The organism is Streptosporangium sp. NPDC001681 (genome assembly GCF_040298085.1).
Taxonomy (GTDB): Bacteria; Actinomycetota; Actinomycetes; order Streptosporangiales; family Streptosporangiaceae; genus Streptosporangium.
In genome coordinates, this window is sequence record NZ_JBEOZN010000034.1 from 56,860 (window position 1) to 75,314 (window position 18,455).

Sequence of the window (18,455 nt, forward strand, 5' to 3'; positions counted from 1 at the left end):
TCGTCAAGGGCATCGGGAACCGTCCGGGGGGCTATTTCAACGGGGACATTTCAAAGGGGACGTAGAGGGAGGTCAGCCATAAATGCCGCTGCCGCAGGCGATCTGACCGCCGATCATGGCGAAGACTCCCAGCAGGGCCATGATCTGCGAGAAGTCGTCCGTGGTGAACTCGGTGTGCCGGGGGCCCACCGCCCGCACGCCGGGAATGATCGCGCATCCGGCCGCGATGGCCGTGGAGTTCCACTCGACGCCGAGGGTGAACGGCGGCTCGGGGGCGCAGAGGCGGAAGTCGGCCACCCGGTCGAGCGCGCGGGCGGCGGCCTCGCGGATGCGGGCCTGGGCGACGGCGGGTGGCAGGAGCTCGGCGGCGAACCTGTCGATCCCCTTCTTGACCGCGACGGTCTCCACGTCGCCGAGCAGTTCCCTGGCCTCCTCGCAGACCGCCTCGTCCCCGGTCACCAGGGCCACCGGCACGCCGAGCGCCCCGGCGAAGGAGGCGACGAGACGGGTCTCGCCGCAGACCTCGTCGTTGAGGTAGAGGTTCTGGATCTCCCTGCCCATCCAGGTGTGGTTGAGGACGCCGTGCTGGACACCGGCCCGCGCGTGGTAGCCGACGAAGCAGGCCGCCCGGTGGCTCGCGTCGAGTCCCTGCCCCATCCGCATCGGCTTGCCGGGACCACGGAGCAGGGTCGCCCGCTCGTCGAGCAGGTCGATCCTGAGGTTCTTGGTCGAGCCGTGCGCGTCGTTGACGCGTACCGCGGTGGCGCCCGCGTCGAACGCCCCCTCGATGACCGCGTTGGCGTCGCCGGTCATCAGCTCGCAGCCACGCTCGTAGCCCCGCCCTCCGGCCCGCATCTCCTCGGGGTCGGTCAGACCGGTGACCCCCTCCATGTCGACCGAGACGTACACCTTCACGCCGTCCCCCACGTCTCGACGCGCCGCACCTCATCCTCGTTCATGAAACCGATCTCCCCATCCACGAAGTCGTGAACCTGCTTGCGCCACGGTTCGGGGATCTCCGCGATCGCGGGCCGGTAGCAGCGGTCCAGCCAGGCGGTGGAGGACTCGCTCGCGCGCAGGTACCCGGCCGCCGCGCCGAAGACGGTGTCCTCGATGCCGGGCACCCTGGCGCAGCCGTACTCGATCATCTCCTGGCCGCCGTACGGCGGCGGCTGCTGCCACCTGCGGGCGACCGGGCGGCCCGCGGTGATCGTGGTGCGGAGCGGGCGGCGCTCGACGGCGGCCTGGATGAGCTCCTTGTACAGGCACTTGCCGCAGGTCCCGCAGGGGCCGCTCACCCCGCGCAGGCACCAGCGGACCTGCCCGCGCAACTCGGAGCCGAGGGCGAGCCGCATCGTGACGGCCTCGCTGACCCCGCCTACCGGGAGCACGATGTGCAGACCGGCCGCGGCGAACGCCCGCCCCCAGGCACCGTGCGGCGCCCACATCGGGTTGTCGGGTGTGTAGCGGAGCAGGTAGCGGTCGCCTCCCAGCCAGCGCGAGCCCAGCTCGTAGCCGAAGGCCAGGCCCCCCAGGTCGAGCTCGTCCGCCAGCAGCAGCGCGCCGGCGGCGACCGCGTGGTGCTCGGGGTAGCCGGGGCGCGGCTCGGCGAGCGTGAACTCCAGGTCGGAGCGGACGACGGTCAGCTCGCGCCCGGTCCTGGCGGCCAGCGAGGCCAGCACGTCGGAGCGGTAGTGGGTCCACCGGTTGGGCACGCGCGGGTGGGAGACCCTCTGGAAGTGCACGAAGGGCGCGTCGGGCAGCATCGCGGCCACCGCGACCGAGTCCGCCCCGCCGCTGTAGGAGATCGCCAGCCTGTCACCCGACCGCGCCCGTCCGCCTTCGGGACCGGCCTCGATCCCCCAGCCGTCGCTGATCGCCCCCGCGAGCTCCGGTGAGATCGGCCGGTCGAAGACGACGCGGCGCCGGGTCCACGGCGCGACCACGGTCCACGCGGCGAGGGCGAGCAGGTCGGGATGGATGTCACGCGGGGCCCGCGGCAGTTCGACCCGGAACGAGTTCGTGGCCAGCTTCAGCGGCTGGCCGTCGGCGCAGAGGCCGGTGATGTCGTCCTCGGGGTCCAGCCGGAACGCCAGGTGCCAGGTGCCGCCGTCCGCACTCCAGGTCACTCTCACGCGGTGCCCCCGGCGGCCCTGTCTGGAACGCTCCCGCGCACCCCGGGAAGTGCCGCCCGGCCCGTGCCCTCTCCCGCGGCGCGGTCCACGGCCTGCCAGAGCAGCACCTCGTTCTGGAGGACCCCGTCCAGCGCGACCGCGGTCTCCTGGGCCAGCCGGTGGGCGTCGTCCCAGCGCCCGGCCCGCGCGGGGTCGAGAGCGACCCCGGCCACCCGCGCGCGGAGCTCGACGACCTCCGCGCGCAGCGAGGTGACCTCCCTGGCCAGCGTCTGGACCTCCCAGAGCGCGTCCTTGACGTCCTGCCGGTGATCCGCCCTGGAGATGTACCGGGAATCGAACCAGCCGAGGACCGCCCGCCGCAGCGGAGCGGGCACCAGCGCACGCTTCACCAACCGCACCATAATCCGGCACGATACCGGCAATTTTTAATCATCCATGACCGATCCCAGCAAGCCGGCTGAACGCCTCAGCGGCCGGTGAACTCGGCCTTCGACCTCTCGGAGAAGGCGCGCATGCCGATCCCGGCGTCGGCGGTGGCGAACATGCCGGAGAACTGCAGGCGCTCGATCTCCAGACCGGTGTCCAGATCGGTCTCCAGGCCGTGGTCGACCGCCTGCTTGGCGGCGCGCAGCGCCAGGGACGGCCCCCCGGCGAACTGGGCCGCGTAGGCGAGGGCCTCGGTGTACACGTCGTCGTCGGGGACCACCCGGTCCACCAGGCCGATGGCCAGCGCCTCGTCGGCGGCCACATGGCGTCCGGTGAAGATGAGGTCCTTGGCCTTGGCCGGGCCGATGAGCCTGGGCAGCCGCTGGGTGCCTCCCGCGCCGGGGATGAGACCGAGCAGGACCTCGGGCTGGCCCAGCTTGGCCGACTCCCCCGCGATCCTGATGTCGGCGCACAGGGCCAGCTCGCAGCCGCCACCGAGCGCGTAGCCGGTCACGGCCGCGACGACGGGCTTGCCGATCCTCGCGACGGCGGTGAAGCAGTCCTGCAGGGTCCGCGAGTGGACCGCCATGTCCGCGTACGACATGTCGGCCATCTCCTTGATGTCGGCACCGGCCGCGAAGACCCGTCCCCCGTAGACGACCACGGCGCTCACGTCCCCATCGGCGTCCACCTGCCGGGCGCACTCGGCGATCTCCAACTGGACCTGCCGGTTGAGCGCGTTCATCTTCGGCCGGTCGAGCCTGATCGTCGCGACCCCGTCAGCCTTCTCCACTCGCACGAACTCACCCATGGACGTCCCTCCATCAAGATTCACAACGCGACCGGTCCGGTGCCGGCCGCGCCGTGATCCAACATAGAGCGCCGCTCAGTTGACGGGCATGGCCAGGTCCCTGCTCCCCGCCGCACTCTCCGCCGCGCTCGCCGCGACGCGCTCTCCTACCCGCCTCGACGGCCCGGCGATCACCCTGCGATAGATCGCCTCGTACGCGCGGGCCATCGTCTCCACCCCGAAGAAACGCTCCGCCCGGGAGCGGCAGGCGTGCGGGGCGAGCATGCCGGCCGCCTCGATGGCGGCGGGGAGCTCCGCGGGGGCGCTCCGGATGAATCCGGTGACCCCGTCCACGACCACCTCGGGCACCGCGCCCCGGCCCAGGGCGACCACGGGCGTGCCGCAGGCCATGGCCTCGATCATCACCATCCCGAACGGCTCCTCCCAGAGGACCGGGAAGACCAGGCACCTGGCCGCGGCCAGCAGCTCGCGTTTGCGGGCGGTGTCGGCCTCGCCGACGTATTCGGCGTCGGGCCCCAGGCGTGGCCTGACGTAGGCGTCGAAGTAGTCGTGCTCGGCCTGCTCCGTGAGCTTGCCGGCCAGCAGGATGCGCCGCCCGGCCGCACGGGCGGCGTCGATGGCCAGGTGGGCGCCCTTGTCCTCGCTGAACCTGCCCAGCCAGAGCGTCCAGTCCTCCTTGCGTTCCCTGAAGGGGAAGGCCTCGACGTCGACGGCGTTGTGGACGACCCCCGCCCAGTTCAGGTCGGGGGCGATACGCCGCTGGGCCTCGGAGATGGCGACCATGGACATGCCCTCGCCGAGCACCCGGTAGTACTCGCCGTACTCGCCCCCCACCTCGCCGTGGCAGGTGATCATGGTCGGCACGGCCTGCGCGGGCGCGGTCAGCGGACCGGCCAGGGAGTGGTCGTGGATCACGTCCACGACGAGCTTCGAGCCCATCGCGTACGCCCTGGCGGCGTGCAGGACCTCGGGCAGCGCCTCGCCGATCCGCTCGGACGGCGCCCGCCCGTAGGTGGCCAGGAAGCGCGCCGGCGTCCCCGCCGTGCCCGCCCCGATCATCGTGACGTCGTGCCCGCGCCGGGTCAGCCCGGCGACGAGGCCCGCCACCATCGACTCGATGCCCCCGTAGCCGTGGGGCGGTACGTCGTACCAGGGCGGCGCGACCATCAGGATGCGCATGCCGTCGGACCACTCCGGGACAGCTCTGGAAGAAACCATGGCGACCTCACCTGGAGAGAGACGAAGGAAACGGTCAGTGCACCTGCCTCAGGGCGGCGGTCAGCGGGCTGCGCGGCGCGTTGATCAGGGTGACCCCGTCCGGCAGCCCGCTGATGGCGGCGCCGGACGCGCCGACGTCGATGGTGACCCTGGAGTCCGCGAGCGGCAGCCCCTGGATCCGCAGGCCCTCCAGCCCGACCGGATCCAGCCACACCCGCCCGTAGGGAATCCACGGCTCGAAGCGCAGCAGGCTCCTGACCAGCTGGATGGGGCTCGCCGCGGCCCACGCCTGCGGGGAGCAGGAGGTGGGGTACGGCACGGGCCAGGTGAACTCGGCCCGGTCGAACCCGCAGAACAGCTCGGGCAGCCGCCAGCCGAAGGCCTCGGCCGCGTCCAGCAGGCCGTAGGCGATCCGCTGTGCCTCCCGCGTGAAGCCGTAGCGCATCAGCCCGGACGCGATCAGGGCGTTGTCGTGCGGCCAGACCGAGCCGTTGTGGTAGCTCATCGGGTTGTAGGCGCCCATGGTGGAGGCGAGGGTCCGCACCCCGTACCCGGTGAACATCTCCGGCGAGAGCAGTCGCTCGGCGACCTGTGCGGCCCGGTCCTCGTCGACGATGCCGGCCCACAGGCAGTGCCCCATGTTGGAGGCGAGACTGTCGATGGCGCGCCCGGCGCCGTCGAGACCGACGGCGTAGTAGCCCCGGTCCGGCAGCCAGAAGCGCTCGTTGAAGGCGTCCCTGATCCGGCTCGCGCGGGCCGTCCACTGCTCCTCCAGAGTCGCGTCGCCGACCTCGTGGGCGAAGTGGGCGCGGGCGATGTAGGCGGCGTAGACGTAGCCCTGGACCTCCGCCAGGGCGATGGGCGGGCGGGCGAGGGTGCCGTCGGCGAAGTTGATGCCGTCAAAGGAGTCCTTCCATCCCTGGTTGATCAGTCCGTGGTCGGTCTTGCGCCGGTAGGACAGGAACGGGTCGGCGCACCTGTTGATCCAGTCGAGGGCGGCGTCGGCGTGCGGCATGAGTTCCTCGACGGCCTCCCCGTGCATGCCCCATCGGCGCAACTCGCCCAGGACCATCACGAACAGCGGGGTCGAGTCCACCGAGCCGTAGTAGGCGCGGCCGGCCTGCGGCGCGGCGCCGACCTGGGTCCCGAAGCGGAGCTCGTGCAGGATCTTGCCCGGCTCCTCCTCGGTGAGCGGGTCGTTGACGGTGCCCTGGAGCCTGGCCAGGCGGCGCAGGGTGCCCAGCGCCAGGCACTGGTCCATCTGGAGCGCCATCCACGAGGCCAGCAGCGAGTCGCGGCCGAACAGGGTCATGAACCACGGTGCGCCCGCGGCGATGGTCGGCGGTTCCTCCGGCCTGTCGGATTCGAAGAGCCGGAGCGCGCCGAGATCCTCCTTGGAGCGTTCCAGCACCTTTGCCAGGAGGCGGTCGGAGGTGACGACGACCGGGCTGAGGCGCTCCCAGTCGGCCCGGCGCCTGGCGGGCTCCGCGTGCTCCAGGGGATAGCGCGTGGAGAACCAGGCCGGCGACTCCTCGCCCTCCAGGATCGGGTTGACCTGCAGGCTGACGGTCCACTCGCCCCGGGTGGGCACCACGACCCTGAAGATGAGCATGCCCGGCACGGCGAACGGCGCCGGCTCCGCCACCACCCTGGTACCGCGCGAGCGGCAGGTGGAGATGATCAGCAGCCCCGATCTGTCGGCCGTCATCTCCACGTCGGCCACGTGCCTGACCCGGCCCGCCTTCACCTCGAACAGGTCCGCCACGTCGGAGGCCACGTGGATGTCGACGACGCATCCGGCGGGCTCGTCGGCCAGGTTGCGCAGGGTCAGGTCCTCACGGAGGCCGCCGCCGACGTAGCGGTCCCTGATCACGAGCAGACTGCTCTCGGCCCGCCCCGGGCGGGGGCCGGCCCTGCCGAGGAACGTCGCGTGGTACGGCTCGGCCGGCAGCACCCTGAGGGGCTCCACCACCGTCTCGTCCACCCTGAGCTCCCAGCGCGAGAGCAGCCGGGTGTCGGCGTGGTAGACACCCTGCGCCCCGCCGGGCCGGATGTCGCCGTTGCGCGCGCACACGCAGAAGGAGCCGCCCTCGACCAGGGTGACCGTGGTGTCGCCCAGCGGACCTGGTTGCCCTTCGAACGTCCATGCGTTCAATGCTCACTCCAGCTTGTGCGATATGTCGGCTATCTAGCCATTCCCACATAAAAGGAGAGAGAACTAGGCAAAAGAGGTCCATTATCACGTTTTGCCCGATAAAAGAGCTTTTGTCCGATCCGGCTTGATATTCCGCCCCCGGGCGCCATCACCCACCCACCGGCCCTCCGTCCGTCCATTGCGACAAAAACCGCAAAAAAACAGGCTCCGTCACATCGGTTGGAGTCACAGCCTGGAAGATCCTGGCACACCGGAAGGCAAACCGATAGTAGTCATCTCATTACCTAGAGTGACTAGCGACAGGAGGATGCCGTGACAGGTATCGACCGGCGAGGATTCGCCAGGCTGGCAGGGCTGGGCGCGGTGGGGGCCATGGGCTCCGCCGTGGCCCCCATGGCTCCCCCGGCCTCGGCCGCCCCGGCCCCCATCGGCCCCCGGCGGGAGCCGCGCGACGGAGAGCGCTGGGACACCTGCCTGAAGGTGGCACGGGATCTGCTGCTGATCGACGAGGACGGCGCGGACCTCAAACTCGAATACCTCAAGGTGCTGATCGACAAGGGCCTGCCCAGGACCCGCAGCCCCAAGAGGATCCTGGTCGTCGGCGCCGGGATCTCCGGCCTGGTGGCCGCCACGCTGCTGAAGCGGGCCGGGCACCGGGTCACCGTCATCGAGGCCAACGGCAACCGGATCGGCGGCCGGATCAAGACCTTCCGGACCGGTTTCGCCGACCGACGGCAGTACGCCGAGGCGGGGGCGATGCGCATCCCCGACTTCCATCCGCTCACCCTCGCGCTGATCGACAAGCTCGGCATCTCCCGCCGCCTGTTCTACAACGTCGACGTGCGGCCCGGCGACGCGGCGAGCGGACCGACACCGCCGGTCGTCTACACCTCGCGCCGCGGACCGGTCTGGCGCTCCGGGCCGTCCCGCGGGGAGTTCACCGCACCGCAGCGGGCGAACCACACCTGGATCCGGGTCAACGGCATCTCGCAACGGCGCGACGAGTACGCCAGGGACCCACGAAAGATCAACGCCTCGTTCGGGCTCAGGGACGACAGGACCGCGGGAAGGATCCTGGACGAGGCGCTGGATCCGGTCAGGGACTACTTCTCCGTCGTCCGCGGCTCCGAGCGGGTCGACAAGCCGCTGCCCGAGCTGATCGAGGGCTGGGCCCGCGTGCTGTACGACTTCGACGACCACTCCATGAACCGCTTCCTCCGGGAGCACGCCAGGCTGAGCGACGCGGCCATCGACGCCATCGGCACCATCGAGAACCTGACCTCCCGGCTGCCGCTGTCGTTCATGCACACCTTCCTCACCCGGAGCCTGGTCAACCCGTCGGCGACCTACTGGGAGATGGCCGGAGGCAGCCGGGAGCTGCCCTACCGGCTGGAGCCCGGGCTGCGCGGGAACATCCGGATGGACCGCCGGGCCGTGCGGATCCAGCACACCGCCCGGGGGGTGCGCGTCGAGACGGTCACCGAGACGGGCAGCACCGAGTCCGTCTCCCGGCCCCAGGGCAGGGGCGAGACGTTCGAGGGAGATCTCGCGATCATCACGATCCCGTTCTCCGCGCTGCGCCACGTGGAGATCACCCCGGCTCTGCCCTACCCGAAGCGACGCGCGGTGATCGAGCTGCACTACGACTCCGCGACCAAGGTGCTGCTGGAGTTCCGCAGACGCTGGTGGGAGTTCGACGAGCGAGACTGGAAGCGCGAACTGGGCCCCCGCTACCGCCCCGGGCCCGCGAGCCACGTGACGGGCGGCGGCTCGGTCACCGACAACGCCAACAGGTTCATCTACTTCCCCTCACACCCGGTGCGCGGCAGCGAGGGCGGCGTCGTGCTGGCCAGCTACGCATGGGCCGACGACGCCTCCCGGTGGGACTCCATGGACGACGCCGAGCGCTACGGCCACGCGCTGCGCGGACTGCAGGAGGTGCACGGGGAGCGCATCGCCGACTTCTACACCGGCCATGGCCAGACCCAGAGCTGGCTGCGCAACCGCTACGCCTTCGGCGAGGCCGCGGTCTTCACCCCGGGCCAGATGACCGAGATCCACCCCGCCATCACCGCACCCGTCGGGCGGCTGCACTTCGCGGGCGAGCACACCTCGCTCAAGCACTCCTGGATCGAGGGCGCCCTGGAGTCGGCCGTCCGTACGGCTCTGGAGGCCAACGCCTGACGGCGCCGTCCACCCGGCGTGTCCACCCGGCGCGCGCGCCGGGTGGACACGCACTCAACGGAGGGTGCCGTTGGTCATGCCCACCGGCTCCTCCGGCACCGTGACCAGGCCGAGTTCCGCGGGCGATGCCACCAGGGAGTGGTCGGGAACGACCCGGACCGTGTAGCCGAAGGGGCCGGTGCGCTCCAGCGGGATGGTCCCGCCGAAGACGGCCCTGCCGTCGTCACCCACGTTCTCGACCGTCAGGTCGGCGTAGGCGGGGGCGGCCAGGTCGTCGTGGTCCCCGACCCGCCCGTAGGCCGCCTGGACCCGGATGTCACCGGACTCCAGCTCGCCGAGGACGATGGTGGCCTTCAGCCCCAGGGACGATCCGAGCTCGGGGGTGTCGCCGAGACCCGAGGCCTCCACGTGCTCGACCCGCACGCCCGGCCAGGCCCTGCCGACCCTGAGCTTCCACGCCGCGAAGCTCCTGGCCTGCTCGTACCCGTCACCGGACAGGGCGCGCGCGGAGGAGGCCGCGGGGGCGTAGAGACCGACCACGTAGTCGCGGAGCATCCGCCCGGCGAGCACCTTGGGGCCGAGCGAGGTCAGGGTGTGCCTGACCATTTCCAGCCAGCGCCGGGGCAGGCCGTCCGCGCGGTCGTAGAACCGGTCGGCCACCTCGTGCTCGATCAGGTCGTAGAGGGCGGTGGCCTCCAGCTCGTCGCGGCGGTCGGGGTCGGCGACGCCGTCGGCGGTGGGGATGGCCCAGCCGTTGGTGCCGTCGTACCACTCGTCCCACCAGCCGTCGCGGATGGACAGGTTGAGCCCGCCGTTGAGCGCCGCCTTCATGCCGGACGTGCCGCACGCCTCCAGCGGGCGGAGCGGGTTGTTCATCCACACATCGCAGCCCTGGACGAGCAGCTGGCCCAGGGCCATGTCGTAGTCGGGCAGGAAGACGATGCGGTGCCGCACATCCTCTGCGTCGGCGAACTTCACGATCTGCTGGATGAGCTTCTTGCCGCCCTCGTCGGCCGGGTGCGCCTTGCCCGCGATCACGATCTGGACCGGCTTGACCGGGTCGAGCAGCAGCGCCCGGAGCCTTTCGGGGTCGGACAGCATCAGGGTGAGCCGCTTGTACGAGGGCACCCGGCGGGCGAAGCCGATGGTCAGCACCTCGGGGTCGAGGGCTTCGTCGATCCAGCCGAGCTCGGGCGGGGAGGCGCCCCGGTTGAGCCACGACTGGCGGAGCCGGGCGCGAGCCGCCCTGACCAGCTTCTCGCGCAGCCTCCCCCGGATGCCCCAGACGTCGCCGTCGGAGATCTTGGTGATGCTCTCCCAGCCCTGGGCCTGCTCGACCAGCGTGGGCAGCTCCTGGCCGGCCAGCTCCATGATCTCGCGGCCCACCCAGGTGGGCGCGTGCACGCCGTTGGTGATGAACCCGATCGGGACCTCGTCGGCGTCGAAGCCGGGCCAGAGCCACTGGAACATCTCCCGGCTCACCGCGCCGTGCAGCTCGGAGACGCCGTTGACGCGCTGGGCCAGCCGCATGCCCATCGCGGCCATGTTGAACTTGCCCGGCTCGTCCTCGGCGCCGAGCGCGAGGATGCGGTCGACCGGGACCGTGGGCCACGCGTTGTCGCCGCCGAACTGGCGGGCGATCATCTCCGTGGGGAAGCGGTCGATCCCGGCGGGCACCGGGGTGTGCGTGGTGAAGACGGTGCCGGCCCGCACCGCCTCCAGCGCCTCGTCGAAGGAGAGCCTGGCCTCGGTGAGTTCGCGGATGCGCTCCAGGCCGAGGAAGCCGGCGTGCCCCTCGTTGGTGTGGAACACCTCGGGCTCGGCGTGCCCGGTGACCCGGCAGTAGGCCCGGATGGCGCGGACGCCGCCGACGCCGAGCAGCAGCTCCTGGAGCAGGCGGTGGTCGGTGCCGCCGCCGTACAGGCGGTCGGTGACGTCGCGGGCCGCGGTGTCGTTCTCGGCCACGTCGGAGTCGAGCAGCAGCAGCGGCACCCTGCCGACCTGGAGCACCCAGACCTGGGCGTGCAGCGTGCGCTGCTCGGGAAGGCTGAGCTTGATCCGTACCGGGGTGCCGTCCTGCTCCTTCAGCAGGGTCAGCGGCAGGCCGCCCGGATCGAGGGAGGGGTAGTGCTCAAGCTGCCAGCCCTCGGGCGAGAGGGACTGGGTGAAGTAGCCGTGCCGGTAGAGCAGGCCGACGGCCAGGATGGGCACGCCGAGGTCGCTGGCCGCCTTGAGGTGGTCGCCGGCGAGAATGCCGAGGCCGCCGGAGTACTGCGGCAGGGCGGCGGCGATGCCGTACTCGGGCGAGAAGTAGGCGATGCTCCGGGGAGCGTCGGAGATGGTCTGGTACCAGCGGGGAGCGGTCATGTATTCGCGGAGATCGTCGGCCGCGTCGGCCAGCCGCCGCAGGAAGCGGCGGTCGGCGGCGAGCTCGCGGAGCCTTTCGGCCTCCACCGCACCCAGCAGGGCGACGGGGTCGTACCCGACACGCCCCCAGATCGCCGGATCGACCTCGCCGAACAGATCCAATGTCTCCGGGTGCCACGACCAGCGCAAATTCAGCACGAGCTCCCCGAGGGAGGCCAGCTCGGGGGGCAGGACGGTGCGGACGGTAAACCTGCGAATAGCTCTCACGGTGCCAGACCCTAGTTACTCAGCGCCACGAGGGCGACTCAAACACTCACCCGTCTCCCTCTCACCGTTATCAATCACCCCCAAACACATCAAAGGCAGGTGATCGACTGTTAGGACAACTCGCCGAAGAGTAAGAGGTCCCGCACTCTATCCACCGGCACGCATGAAGATGGACTATTAGGGCACCGGACATACGAGCCAGAATGCACTGCCCTCGGAACCGGCCGTCCCGGCAGGGCAGGGTTCCGCCCTGCCCCGAGAACGGCCGCCGGGGACGCTTGAAAATCGAAGATCCTTCCTTGCTGACTTCCCCGGCGGTACCGGGCGTGCCGCCGCTACCTTGAGACGCGATGATCGGACGAATCCCAATCCTGGACATCTACCCCACGGTCGAATGCGGGCGTTACCCCGCGAAGGCCGCCGCGGGTGAGACCTTCGAGATCTCCGCGACCGTGTTCCGCGAGGGACACGACGCGGTCGCCGCAGGGGTCGTGTTCACCGGCCCCGACGGCGTGCGCGGGCCGCTGCTGCCCATGGGCGAGCTCGGGCCCGGCACCGACCGCTGGGGCGTGGAGGTGACGCTGCCCACCGAGGGCGAGTGGCGCTTCCGGGTGGAGGCCTGGGGTGACCCCCTGGCCACCTGGCTGCACGACGCGAGCATCAAGATCCCGCGCGACCTGGACGCCGACCTGATGTGCGAGGAGGGCGCCCGGCTCTTCGACCGCGCGGCGAGAGCCGTACGGGCCGCCGACTGCGGGCCGGCGACCGGCAGTGTCGCGACCGGCAGGCCGGTGAGCGGCAGGACCCCCGCGGCGAGGACCGCGAGACGGGGCAAGGTCACGCAGGCACACGCGTGCGGGCACCGCGCCGCGCTTCAGGCGGTGGCCGCCAGGCTCCGTGACACCCGGATCGACCCGCGTGCCCGGTTCACCGTCGCCCAGCTTCCGGAGACGGCCGCGCTGCTGCACGCGCACCCCCTGCGCGCGCTGATCACGAGGTCGTCGCCGCGCTCGGTGGTGGTCCACCGCCGCAGGGCGCTGTTCGGGTCGTGGTACGAGTTCTTCCCGCGCTCCGAGGGCGCGATCATCGAACGGGACGCAGCCCCCAAGTCCGGAAATTTCCAGACTGCTGCGAAGCGGCTGCCGGCCGTCGCGAAGATGGGCTTCGACGTCGTCTACCTGCCGCCGATCCACCCGATCGGGCAGAGCTTCCGCAAGGGGCGCAACAACACCCTGACCCCCGAACCGTACGACCCCGGCTCGCCCTGGGCGATCGGCTCGCAGGAGGGCGGTCACGACGCCATCCACCCCGACCTGGGCACCTTCGAGGACTTCGACGCCTTCGTGGCGAAGACCCGCGAGCTGGGCATGGAGGTCGCCATCGACCTGGCCCTGCAGTGCGCACCCGACCACCCGTGGGTCACCGAGCATCCGGAGTGGTTCAACATCCGCGCCGACGGCTCGATCGCCTACGCGGAGAATCCGCCGAAGAAGTACCAGGACATCTACCCGCTGAACTTCGACAAGGATCCCCAGGGGATCTACGAGGAGATCAGGCGGGTGGTGCGGCTCTGGATGGATCACGGCGTGCGGATCTTCCGGGTGGACAACCCGCACACCAAGCCGGTGGCCTTCTGGGAGAGGCTGCTGGCCGACATCAACGCCACGGACCCGGACGTGCTGTTCCTGGCCGAGGCGTTCACCCGGCCGGCGATGATGCGGACGCTGGCCAAGGTCGGTTTCCATCAGTCGTACACGTACTTCACCTGGAAGAACTCGCGCTCGGACGTCGAGGAGTACCTGAGCGAGCTCTCCCACGAGACGTCGTCGTACATGCGGCCGAACGTGTTTGTTAACACTCCGGACATTCTCCACGAGTACCTTCAACATGGGGGAGTCCCGGCATTCCTCATCAGAGCAGTACTTGCGGCGACGGCGATGCCGACCTGGGGCGTCTATGCAGGTTATGAACTTGCGGAGAATGTACCGGTTAGACCAGGCAGTGAGGAATATCTAGATAGTGAGAAATATCAATACAAACCCCGTGATTGGGTAGGGGCTGAGCGGGAGGGACGTAGCCTTGCCCCGTTCATCACGCAACTCAATTTGTTCCGAAGAGCGCACCCGGCGCTCCAGGAACTGCGTAATCTACGGTTTCACAGCGTTAACCATCCGGACATGGTCTGCTTCTCCAAGCGGCTGCCCGGCGCCTACGACACGGCCACACGACGGCACGGCCTGGGCGACGTGGTCCTCGTGGTCGTGAATCTGGATCCGCACAACACCCACGAGGCGACGGTGTCGCTGGACATGCCCGCCCTCGGTCTCGACTGGCAAGCCGAGTTCGTCGTGGACGACGAGCTGTCGGGCGAGTCGTATCGATGGCGGCAGGACAACTACGTGCGCCTCGATCCCCACATCCACCCAGCGCACGTCTTCACTCTGCGTGCAGCGGCGGCGAACCAGCGGTGAGCCGGCCGGGTACGCGTATACCGGCAGAACAGCGGGGAGTCCACTGGTGAGTCAGCTACCTGAGCCAATTCCGAACACCTTCGACGAGGAAGAGCCGCGCGATCCCTACTGGTTCAAGCGCGCCGTCTTCTACGAGGTTCTCATCCGGGGTTTCGCCGACTCCAACGGCGACGGCACCGGAGACATCCGCGGTCTCATCCAGAAACTGGACTACCTCCAGTGGCTCGGCGTCGACTGCCTCTGGCTGCTGCCGTTGTACGAGTCACCGCTGCGCGACGGCGGGTACGACATCGCCGACTTCATGAAGATCCTTCCCGACTTCGGGGACCTCGGAGATTTCGTGAAGCTGGTCGACGAGGCGCACAAGCGCGGCATGCGGGTCATCGCCGACCTGGTGATGAACCACACCAGCGACCAGCACCCGTGGTTCCAGGCCTCCCGGCACGACCCCGAGGGTCCTTTCGGCGACTTCTACGTCTGGAACGACCACGACGAGCTCTACAAGGACGCCCGGATCATCTTCATAGACACCGAGACGTCCAACTGGTCGCACGACCCGGTCCGGGGACAGTACTACTGGCATCGCTTCTTCTCGCACCAGCCGGACCTCAACTACGAGAACCCCGACGTGCAGGACGCGATGCTGGAGGTGCTCCGCTTCTGGCTGGACCTCGGCATCGACGGGTTCCGGATGGACGCCATCCCGTACCTGTTCGAGCAGGACGGCACCAACTGCGAGAACCTGCCCAGGACCCATGAGTATCTGAAGCGGGTCAGGGCGGAGGTCGACCGGCTCTACCCCGACCGGGTGCTGCTGGCCGAGGCCAACCAGTGGCCCGCCGACGTGGTCGAGTACTTTGGCGACCCCGCCACCGGTGGCGACGAGTGCCACATGGCGTTCCACTTTCCGCTGATGCCGCGCATCTTCATGGCGGTCAGGAGGGAGTCGCGTTACCCGATCTCGGAGATCATGGCCCAGACGCCGAAGATCCCGGAGAACTGCCAGTGGGGCATCTTCCTCCGCAACCACGACGAGCTCACGCTTGAGATGGTGACGGACGACGAGCGCGACTACATGTACTCGGAGTACGCCAAGGATCCCCGGATGCGCGCCAACGTCGGCATCCGGCGGCGGCTGGCGCCGCTGCTGGAGAATGACCGCAACCAGATCGAGCTGTTCACGGCGTTGCTGCTCTCCCTGCCCGGTTCTCCCGTGCTGTACTACGGCGACGAGATCGGCATGGGGGACAACATCTGGCTGGGCGACCGCGACGGGGTCCGTACCCCGATGCAGTGGAGCCCCGACCGCAACGCGGGATTCTCCGACTGCGACCCCGGCCGGCTGTATCTCCCGGTCATCATGGACCCGATCTACGGCTACCAGGCGCTCAACGTCGAGGCCCAGCAGCGGAGCGCGGGCTCGCTGCTGCACTGGACCAAGCGGATGATCGACATCCGCAAGCGCCACTCGGTCTTCGGCCTCGGCGCGTTCACCGAGCTGAACTCCTCCAATCCGAGCGTCCTGGCCTACGTACGGGAGCTCGGCGACGACCGGATCCTGTGCGTCAACAACCTCTCCAGATTCCCGCAACCGGTGGAGCTGGACCTCCGCCGCTTCGAGGGATCGATTCCGGTGGAGACGATGGGCGGGGTTCCTTTCCCACCGATTGGCGAACTTCCGTATCTTTTGACGCTCCCTGGGCATGGGTTCTACTGGTTCACCCTGCCGCCCGTATCCCAGGAGGCGTAAAGCCGTGTTGACGGAGCTCCTTACCGGTTGGATCACCCATCAACGATGGTTCGCCGGTAAGGGGCGTCCGATCGACAATCTCGTCGTCGACTCGGACGTGCAACTCGCAGCACGCCTGCGCCACCTGGTCATCTCGGTGCACCAGGCCGGGGTACGCGACCGGTACCAGCTGCTGCTCGGCACCGACGCGCCCGATGAGTACCGCTTCAAGCCCGCCCACATCGGCGAGGACTACTACGACGCCGCCTATGACGCCGACCTCACCTGCGTCCTGCTGACAGGCATGGCGGAGAACCGCGATCTGGGCCCGCTCCGCTTCCGCCACCTCGACGGGGTGGAGATCAACACCTCCCTGCGGAGCCTGGTGCTCAGCGCCGAGCAGTCCAACACCTCCCTGGTGTACGGCGACACCTACATCTGCAAGCTGTTCCGCCGCCTGACCCCCGGGGTCAACCCGGAACTGGAGATCGTCACCGCCCTGGCCCTCCGTGACGGCACCCACATCGCGCGGCCGTACGGCTGGATCGAGACCGACCTCGACGGCGAGCCCACCACGCTGGCGATGACCCAGGAGTTCCTGTCGAACTCCAACGACGGCTGGGCGCTGGCACTGGCCAGCGTCCGCGACCTCTACGGCGCCCTGGAGTCCTCGGCCTCGGAGGCGGGCGGCGACTTCAGCGCCGAGTCCTTCCGCCTCGGCGTGGCCACCGCCCAGGTCCACCACGAGCTGGCCGCCGCCTTCCCCGTCGACGTGATCGAGTCGCAGGAGGTCAAGCGGATGGTCGAGGAGTTCGGCCGCCGCCTGGCCGTCGCGGTCGCCGAGGTGCCCGAGCTCCGCGCGCACGCCCATGTCGCCGAGGAGGCGTACCAGCGGGTCTCCGAGGTGGCCAGGGAGATATCGGTCCAGCGCGTCCACGGCGACTACCACCTCGGCCAGGTGATGAGGACCCCCACAGACTGGATCATCCTCGACTTCGAGGGCGAGCCTGGACAGCCCATCGCCGAGCGCCGGGCCCTGGCCTCACCGCTGCGCGACGTGGCCGGGATGCTCCGCTCCTTCGACTACGCGGCCCGCCACCTGCTGGCCGACCATGTCGACGCCGACGAGCTGCGCCCCCGCGCGGTCGAGTGGGCCGAGCTCAACCGCTCCTCCTTCCTGGCCGGCTACTCCGCCGGAGGCGGCCATCTGCGCGCCGAGGACGCCGTCCTGCTCCGCGCCCTGGAACTCGACAAGGCCGCCTACGAGGTCGTCTACGAGGCCCGCAACCGTCCGACCTGGCTGCACATCCCGATGGCCGCCTTCAGAACCGGCCATTAGGCGCCCGCCCGCGGCGCGCGGAGATCGCCGGCGCCGCCCCTCATCGGGACGGCCGCCGGTCGGTGGACCGGCGGCCGTGCGAACGTCAGGCGGGGTCAGCGAGCGTCGCGGACCTCCACCTTCTCCTTTCGGTAGTTGTTGCCATTGCCGTCGGGCTTGTAGTTGCTCTCCACGTTGCCCGCGATGTCCACGGCGAACCAGTGGATCTCGGAGGTCTTGTCGAGCGTGATCTGCTGGGAGCCCTCGCGCATTCCCGCGGCGAGAAGCTTGGTGGAGTTCAGCGTCGGCCGGCTGCCGTCCAGGGTGTAGTAGACGTTGGCGGGCTCGTCGACCTCGAAGGTGAACGTGGTCGACGTGTCGGTCCGGTCGGTCACCTTCACCTTGGAGGCGGGTTTCTTCTTGTCATCGGCGTACTCACGGGCCACCTCCAGGATGCCGATCTGGCCGGACGAGAACTCCATCGCCTCCTCGTGGCCCTCGGCGAACGGCGGCTGGAAGCCGACCGCCTCGAAACGCTTGGTCTGCGGGTTGTAGACGTCCGCGCCGACCTCGAAGCTCCAGCCGATGATGCCCCGGTTGTACCAGTGCTCGTCGGCGCTGTTACCGGCCGCGGAGTACAGCACGTCCGGGATCGGACCGGTGCGGCCCGGCCAGATACCGTTGCCGCGCCAGGACTGGACACTGGAGAGGATGTGGTTGGAGGCACTCCAGAAGAAGTTCTCCGTACCGAAGTCGGGCCGCGGCAGCGTCTCGCGCCCGGCGGTCTTGTACGCGCCCGGAGCCCACATGAAGTAGCCGCCGTAGGAGTGCGTGTTCATCGCGAACTTGATGTTCGGGTACTGCTCGGTGATCCAGACCTCGTTGCGCGCCTCCGGCTCCGACAGCTCGGCCGGGCCCGCGTAGGTGCCGCTGGTGCAGGTCGCCGAGGCACCGCTGTAGCCGTCGAACAACGAACCGACCGAGAAGTTGCGGTTCAGGTCCACACCCCAGGCGTTGCGGTTCGCGGGGTCGGCCGCGTTGACCGGGCAGTGGTTGGTCATGGTCTTGCGCTGCATGTTGTAGTCGTACACGCTGTAGTGCCCGCCGTCGGGGTTGACCGTGGGCATGATGAAGATGTCGAGGTTGTCGACCAGCTTCTTGGTCTGCCCGTCACGGGCGTAGTTGCGCAGCAGCCGCTCGGCGGTCTCCACACAGGTCAGCGGGGTCACCCATTCGCGGGCGTGCTCCTGGCAGTAGAGGAACACACCGACCTTCGAACCGTCCCGCTGCTTGCCGATGCGCAGCGCCTTCATCTGGAACGGGTCGCGCGAGACGGTGGCCGGCGCCTTGAGGTTGTCGGTCAGCTTCGTCGCC

The 18,455-nt window shown here is 69.5% G+C and carries 12 protein-coding genes; 4 read left to right on the top strand and 8 right to left on the bottom strand.

All coding sequences use genetic code 11. The annotated features are described in order from the left end of the window. Nucleotides 1-72: 72 nt before the first annotated feature. The 6 genes from ABT130_RS17850 to ABT130_RS17875 all read right to left on the bottom strand — a co-directional run bounded on the left by ABT130_RS17850 (nucleotide 73) and on the right by ABT130_RS17875 (nucleotide 6,745). Nucleotides 73-927 carry a M55 family metallopeptidase gene (locus tag ABT130_RS17850; protein WP_350914608.1) on the bottom strand — a complete coding sequence of 285 codons (855 nt, stop codon included), beginning with the start codon at nucleotides 925-927 and terminating at the stop codon, nucleotides 73-75. Next, on the bottom strand, nucleotides 912-2,135 hold the full coding sequence (locus tag ABT130_RS17855; RefSeq protein ID WP_350956629.1) for a DUF6395 domain-containing protein: 1,224 nt from the start codon (nucleotides 2,133-2,135) through the stop codon (nucleotides 912-914). The genes ABT130_RS17850 and ABT130_RS17855 overlap by 16 nt, the downstream gene beginning before the upstream one ends. Then, nucleotides 2,132-2,524 (bottom strand): hypothetical protein, encoded by a 393-nt coding sequence (locus ABT130_RS17860; protein WP_350914603.1) that lies wholly within the window; start codon nucleotides 2,522-2,524, stop codon nucleotides 2,132-2,134. The genes ABT130_RS17855 and ABT130_RS17860 overlap by 4 nt, the downstream gene beginning before the upstream one ends. 77 nt (nucleotides 2,525-2,601) lie before the next feature. Continuing rightward, nucleotides 2,602-3,372, bottom strand: a complete 771-nt coding sequence (locus tag ABT130_RS17865; protein ID WP_350914601.1) for an enoyl-CoA hydratase/isomerase family protein — start codon at nucleotides 3,370-3,372, stop codon at nucleotides 2,602-2,604. 75 nt (nucleotides 3,373-3,447) lie between these two features. Next, entirely contained in the window at nucleotides 3,448-4,590 is a 1,143-nt protein-coding gene (locus tag ABT130_RS17870; protein WP_350956630.1) for a glycosyltransferase family 4 protein, read from the bottom strand. A 34-nt stretch (nucleotides 4,591-4,624) separates the two neighbouring features. Further along, nucleotides 4,625-6,745: an amylo-alpha-1,6-glucosidase gene (locus ABT130_RS17875; protein ID WP_350956632.1), complete on the bottom strand. Its 2,121-nt coding sequence runs from the start codon at nucleotides 6,743-6,745 to the stop codon at nucleotides 4,625-4,627. Nucleotides 6,746-7,057: 312 nt separating this feature from the next. Between ABT130_RS17875 and ABT130_RS17880 the strand changes: the two genes are divergently transcribed. Continuing rightward, the gene (locus ABT130_RS17880) at nucleotides 7,058-8,929 is read left to right on the top strand and encodes a flavin monoamine oxidase family protein (protein ID WP_350956634.1); all 1,872 of its coding nucleotides are present in this window, start codon (nucleotides 7,058-7,060) and stop codon (nucleotides 8,927-8,929) included. A gap of 54 nt (nucleotides 8,930-8,983) precedes the next feature. On the opposite strand, the gene glgP is transcribed toward ABT130_RS17880, so the two are convergent. After that, the gene (glgP, locus tag ABT130_RS17885) at nucleotides 8,984-11,563 is read right to left on the bottom strand and encodes an alpha-glucan family phosphorylase (protein ID WP_350914592.1); all 2,580 of its coding nucleotides are present in this window, start codon (nucleotides 11,561-11,563) and stop codon (nucleotides 8,984-8,986) included. 350 nt (nucleotides 11,564-11,913) lie between these two features. Between glgP and ABT130_RS17890 the strand changes: the two genes are divergently transcribed. Genes ABT130_RS17890 through ABT130_RS17900 form a run of 3 tightly spaced genes read left to right on the top strand, consistent with a single transcriptional unit; the run spans nucleotide 11,914 to nucleotide 17,102 of the window. Next, nucleotides 11,914-14,034, top strand: coding sequence for an alpha-1,4-glucan--maltose-1-phosphate maltosyltransferase (locus ABT130_RS17890; RefSeq protein WP_350914590.1), 2,121 nt, complete (start codon nucleotides 11,914-11,916; stop codon nucleotides 14,032-14,034). A 46-nt stretch (nucleotides 14,035-14,080) separates the two neighbouring features. Then, complete coding sequence (treS, locus tag ABT130_RS17895) at nucleotides 14,081-15,784, top strand: maltose alpha-D-glucosyltransferase (RefSeq protein WP_350914588.1); 1,704 nt, start codon at nucleotides 14,081-14,083, stop codon at nucleotides 15,782-15,784. A gap of 4 nt (nucleotides 15,785-15,788) precedes the next feature. Further along, nucleotides 15,789-17,102, top strand: a complete 1,314-nt coding sequence (locus ABT130_RS17900; protein WP_350956636.1) for a maltokinase N-terminal cap-like domain-containing protein — start codon at nucleotides 15,789-15,791, stop codon at nucleotides 17,100-17,102. A 95-nt stretch (nucleotides 17,103-17,197) separates the two neighbouring features. On the opposite strand, the gene ABT130_RS17905 is transcribed toward ABT130_RS17900, so the two are convergent. Then, nucleotides 17,198-18,455, bottom strand: a 1,258-nt coding sequence (locus ABT130_RS17905; RefSeq protein ID WP_350956638.1) for a M14 family metallopeptidase, incomplete at its 5' end; no start/stop codon positions are given.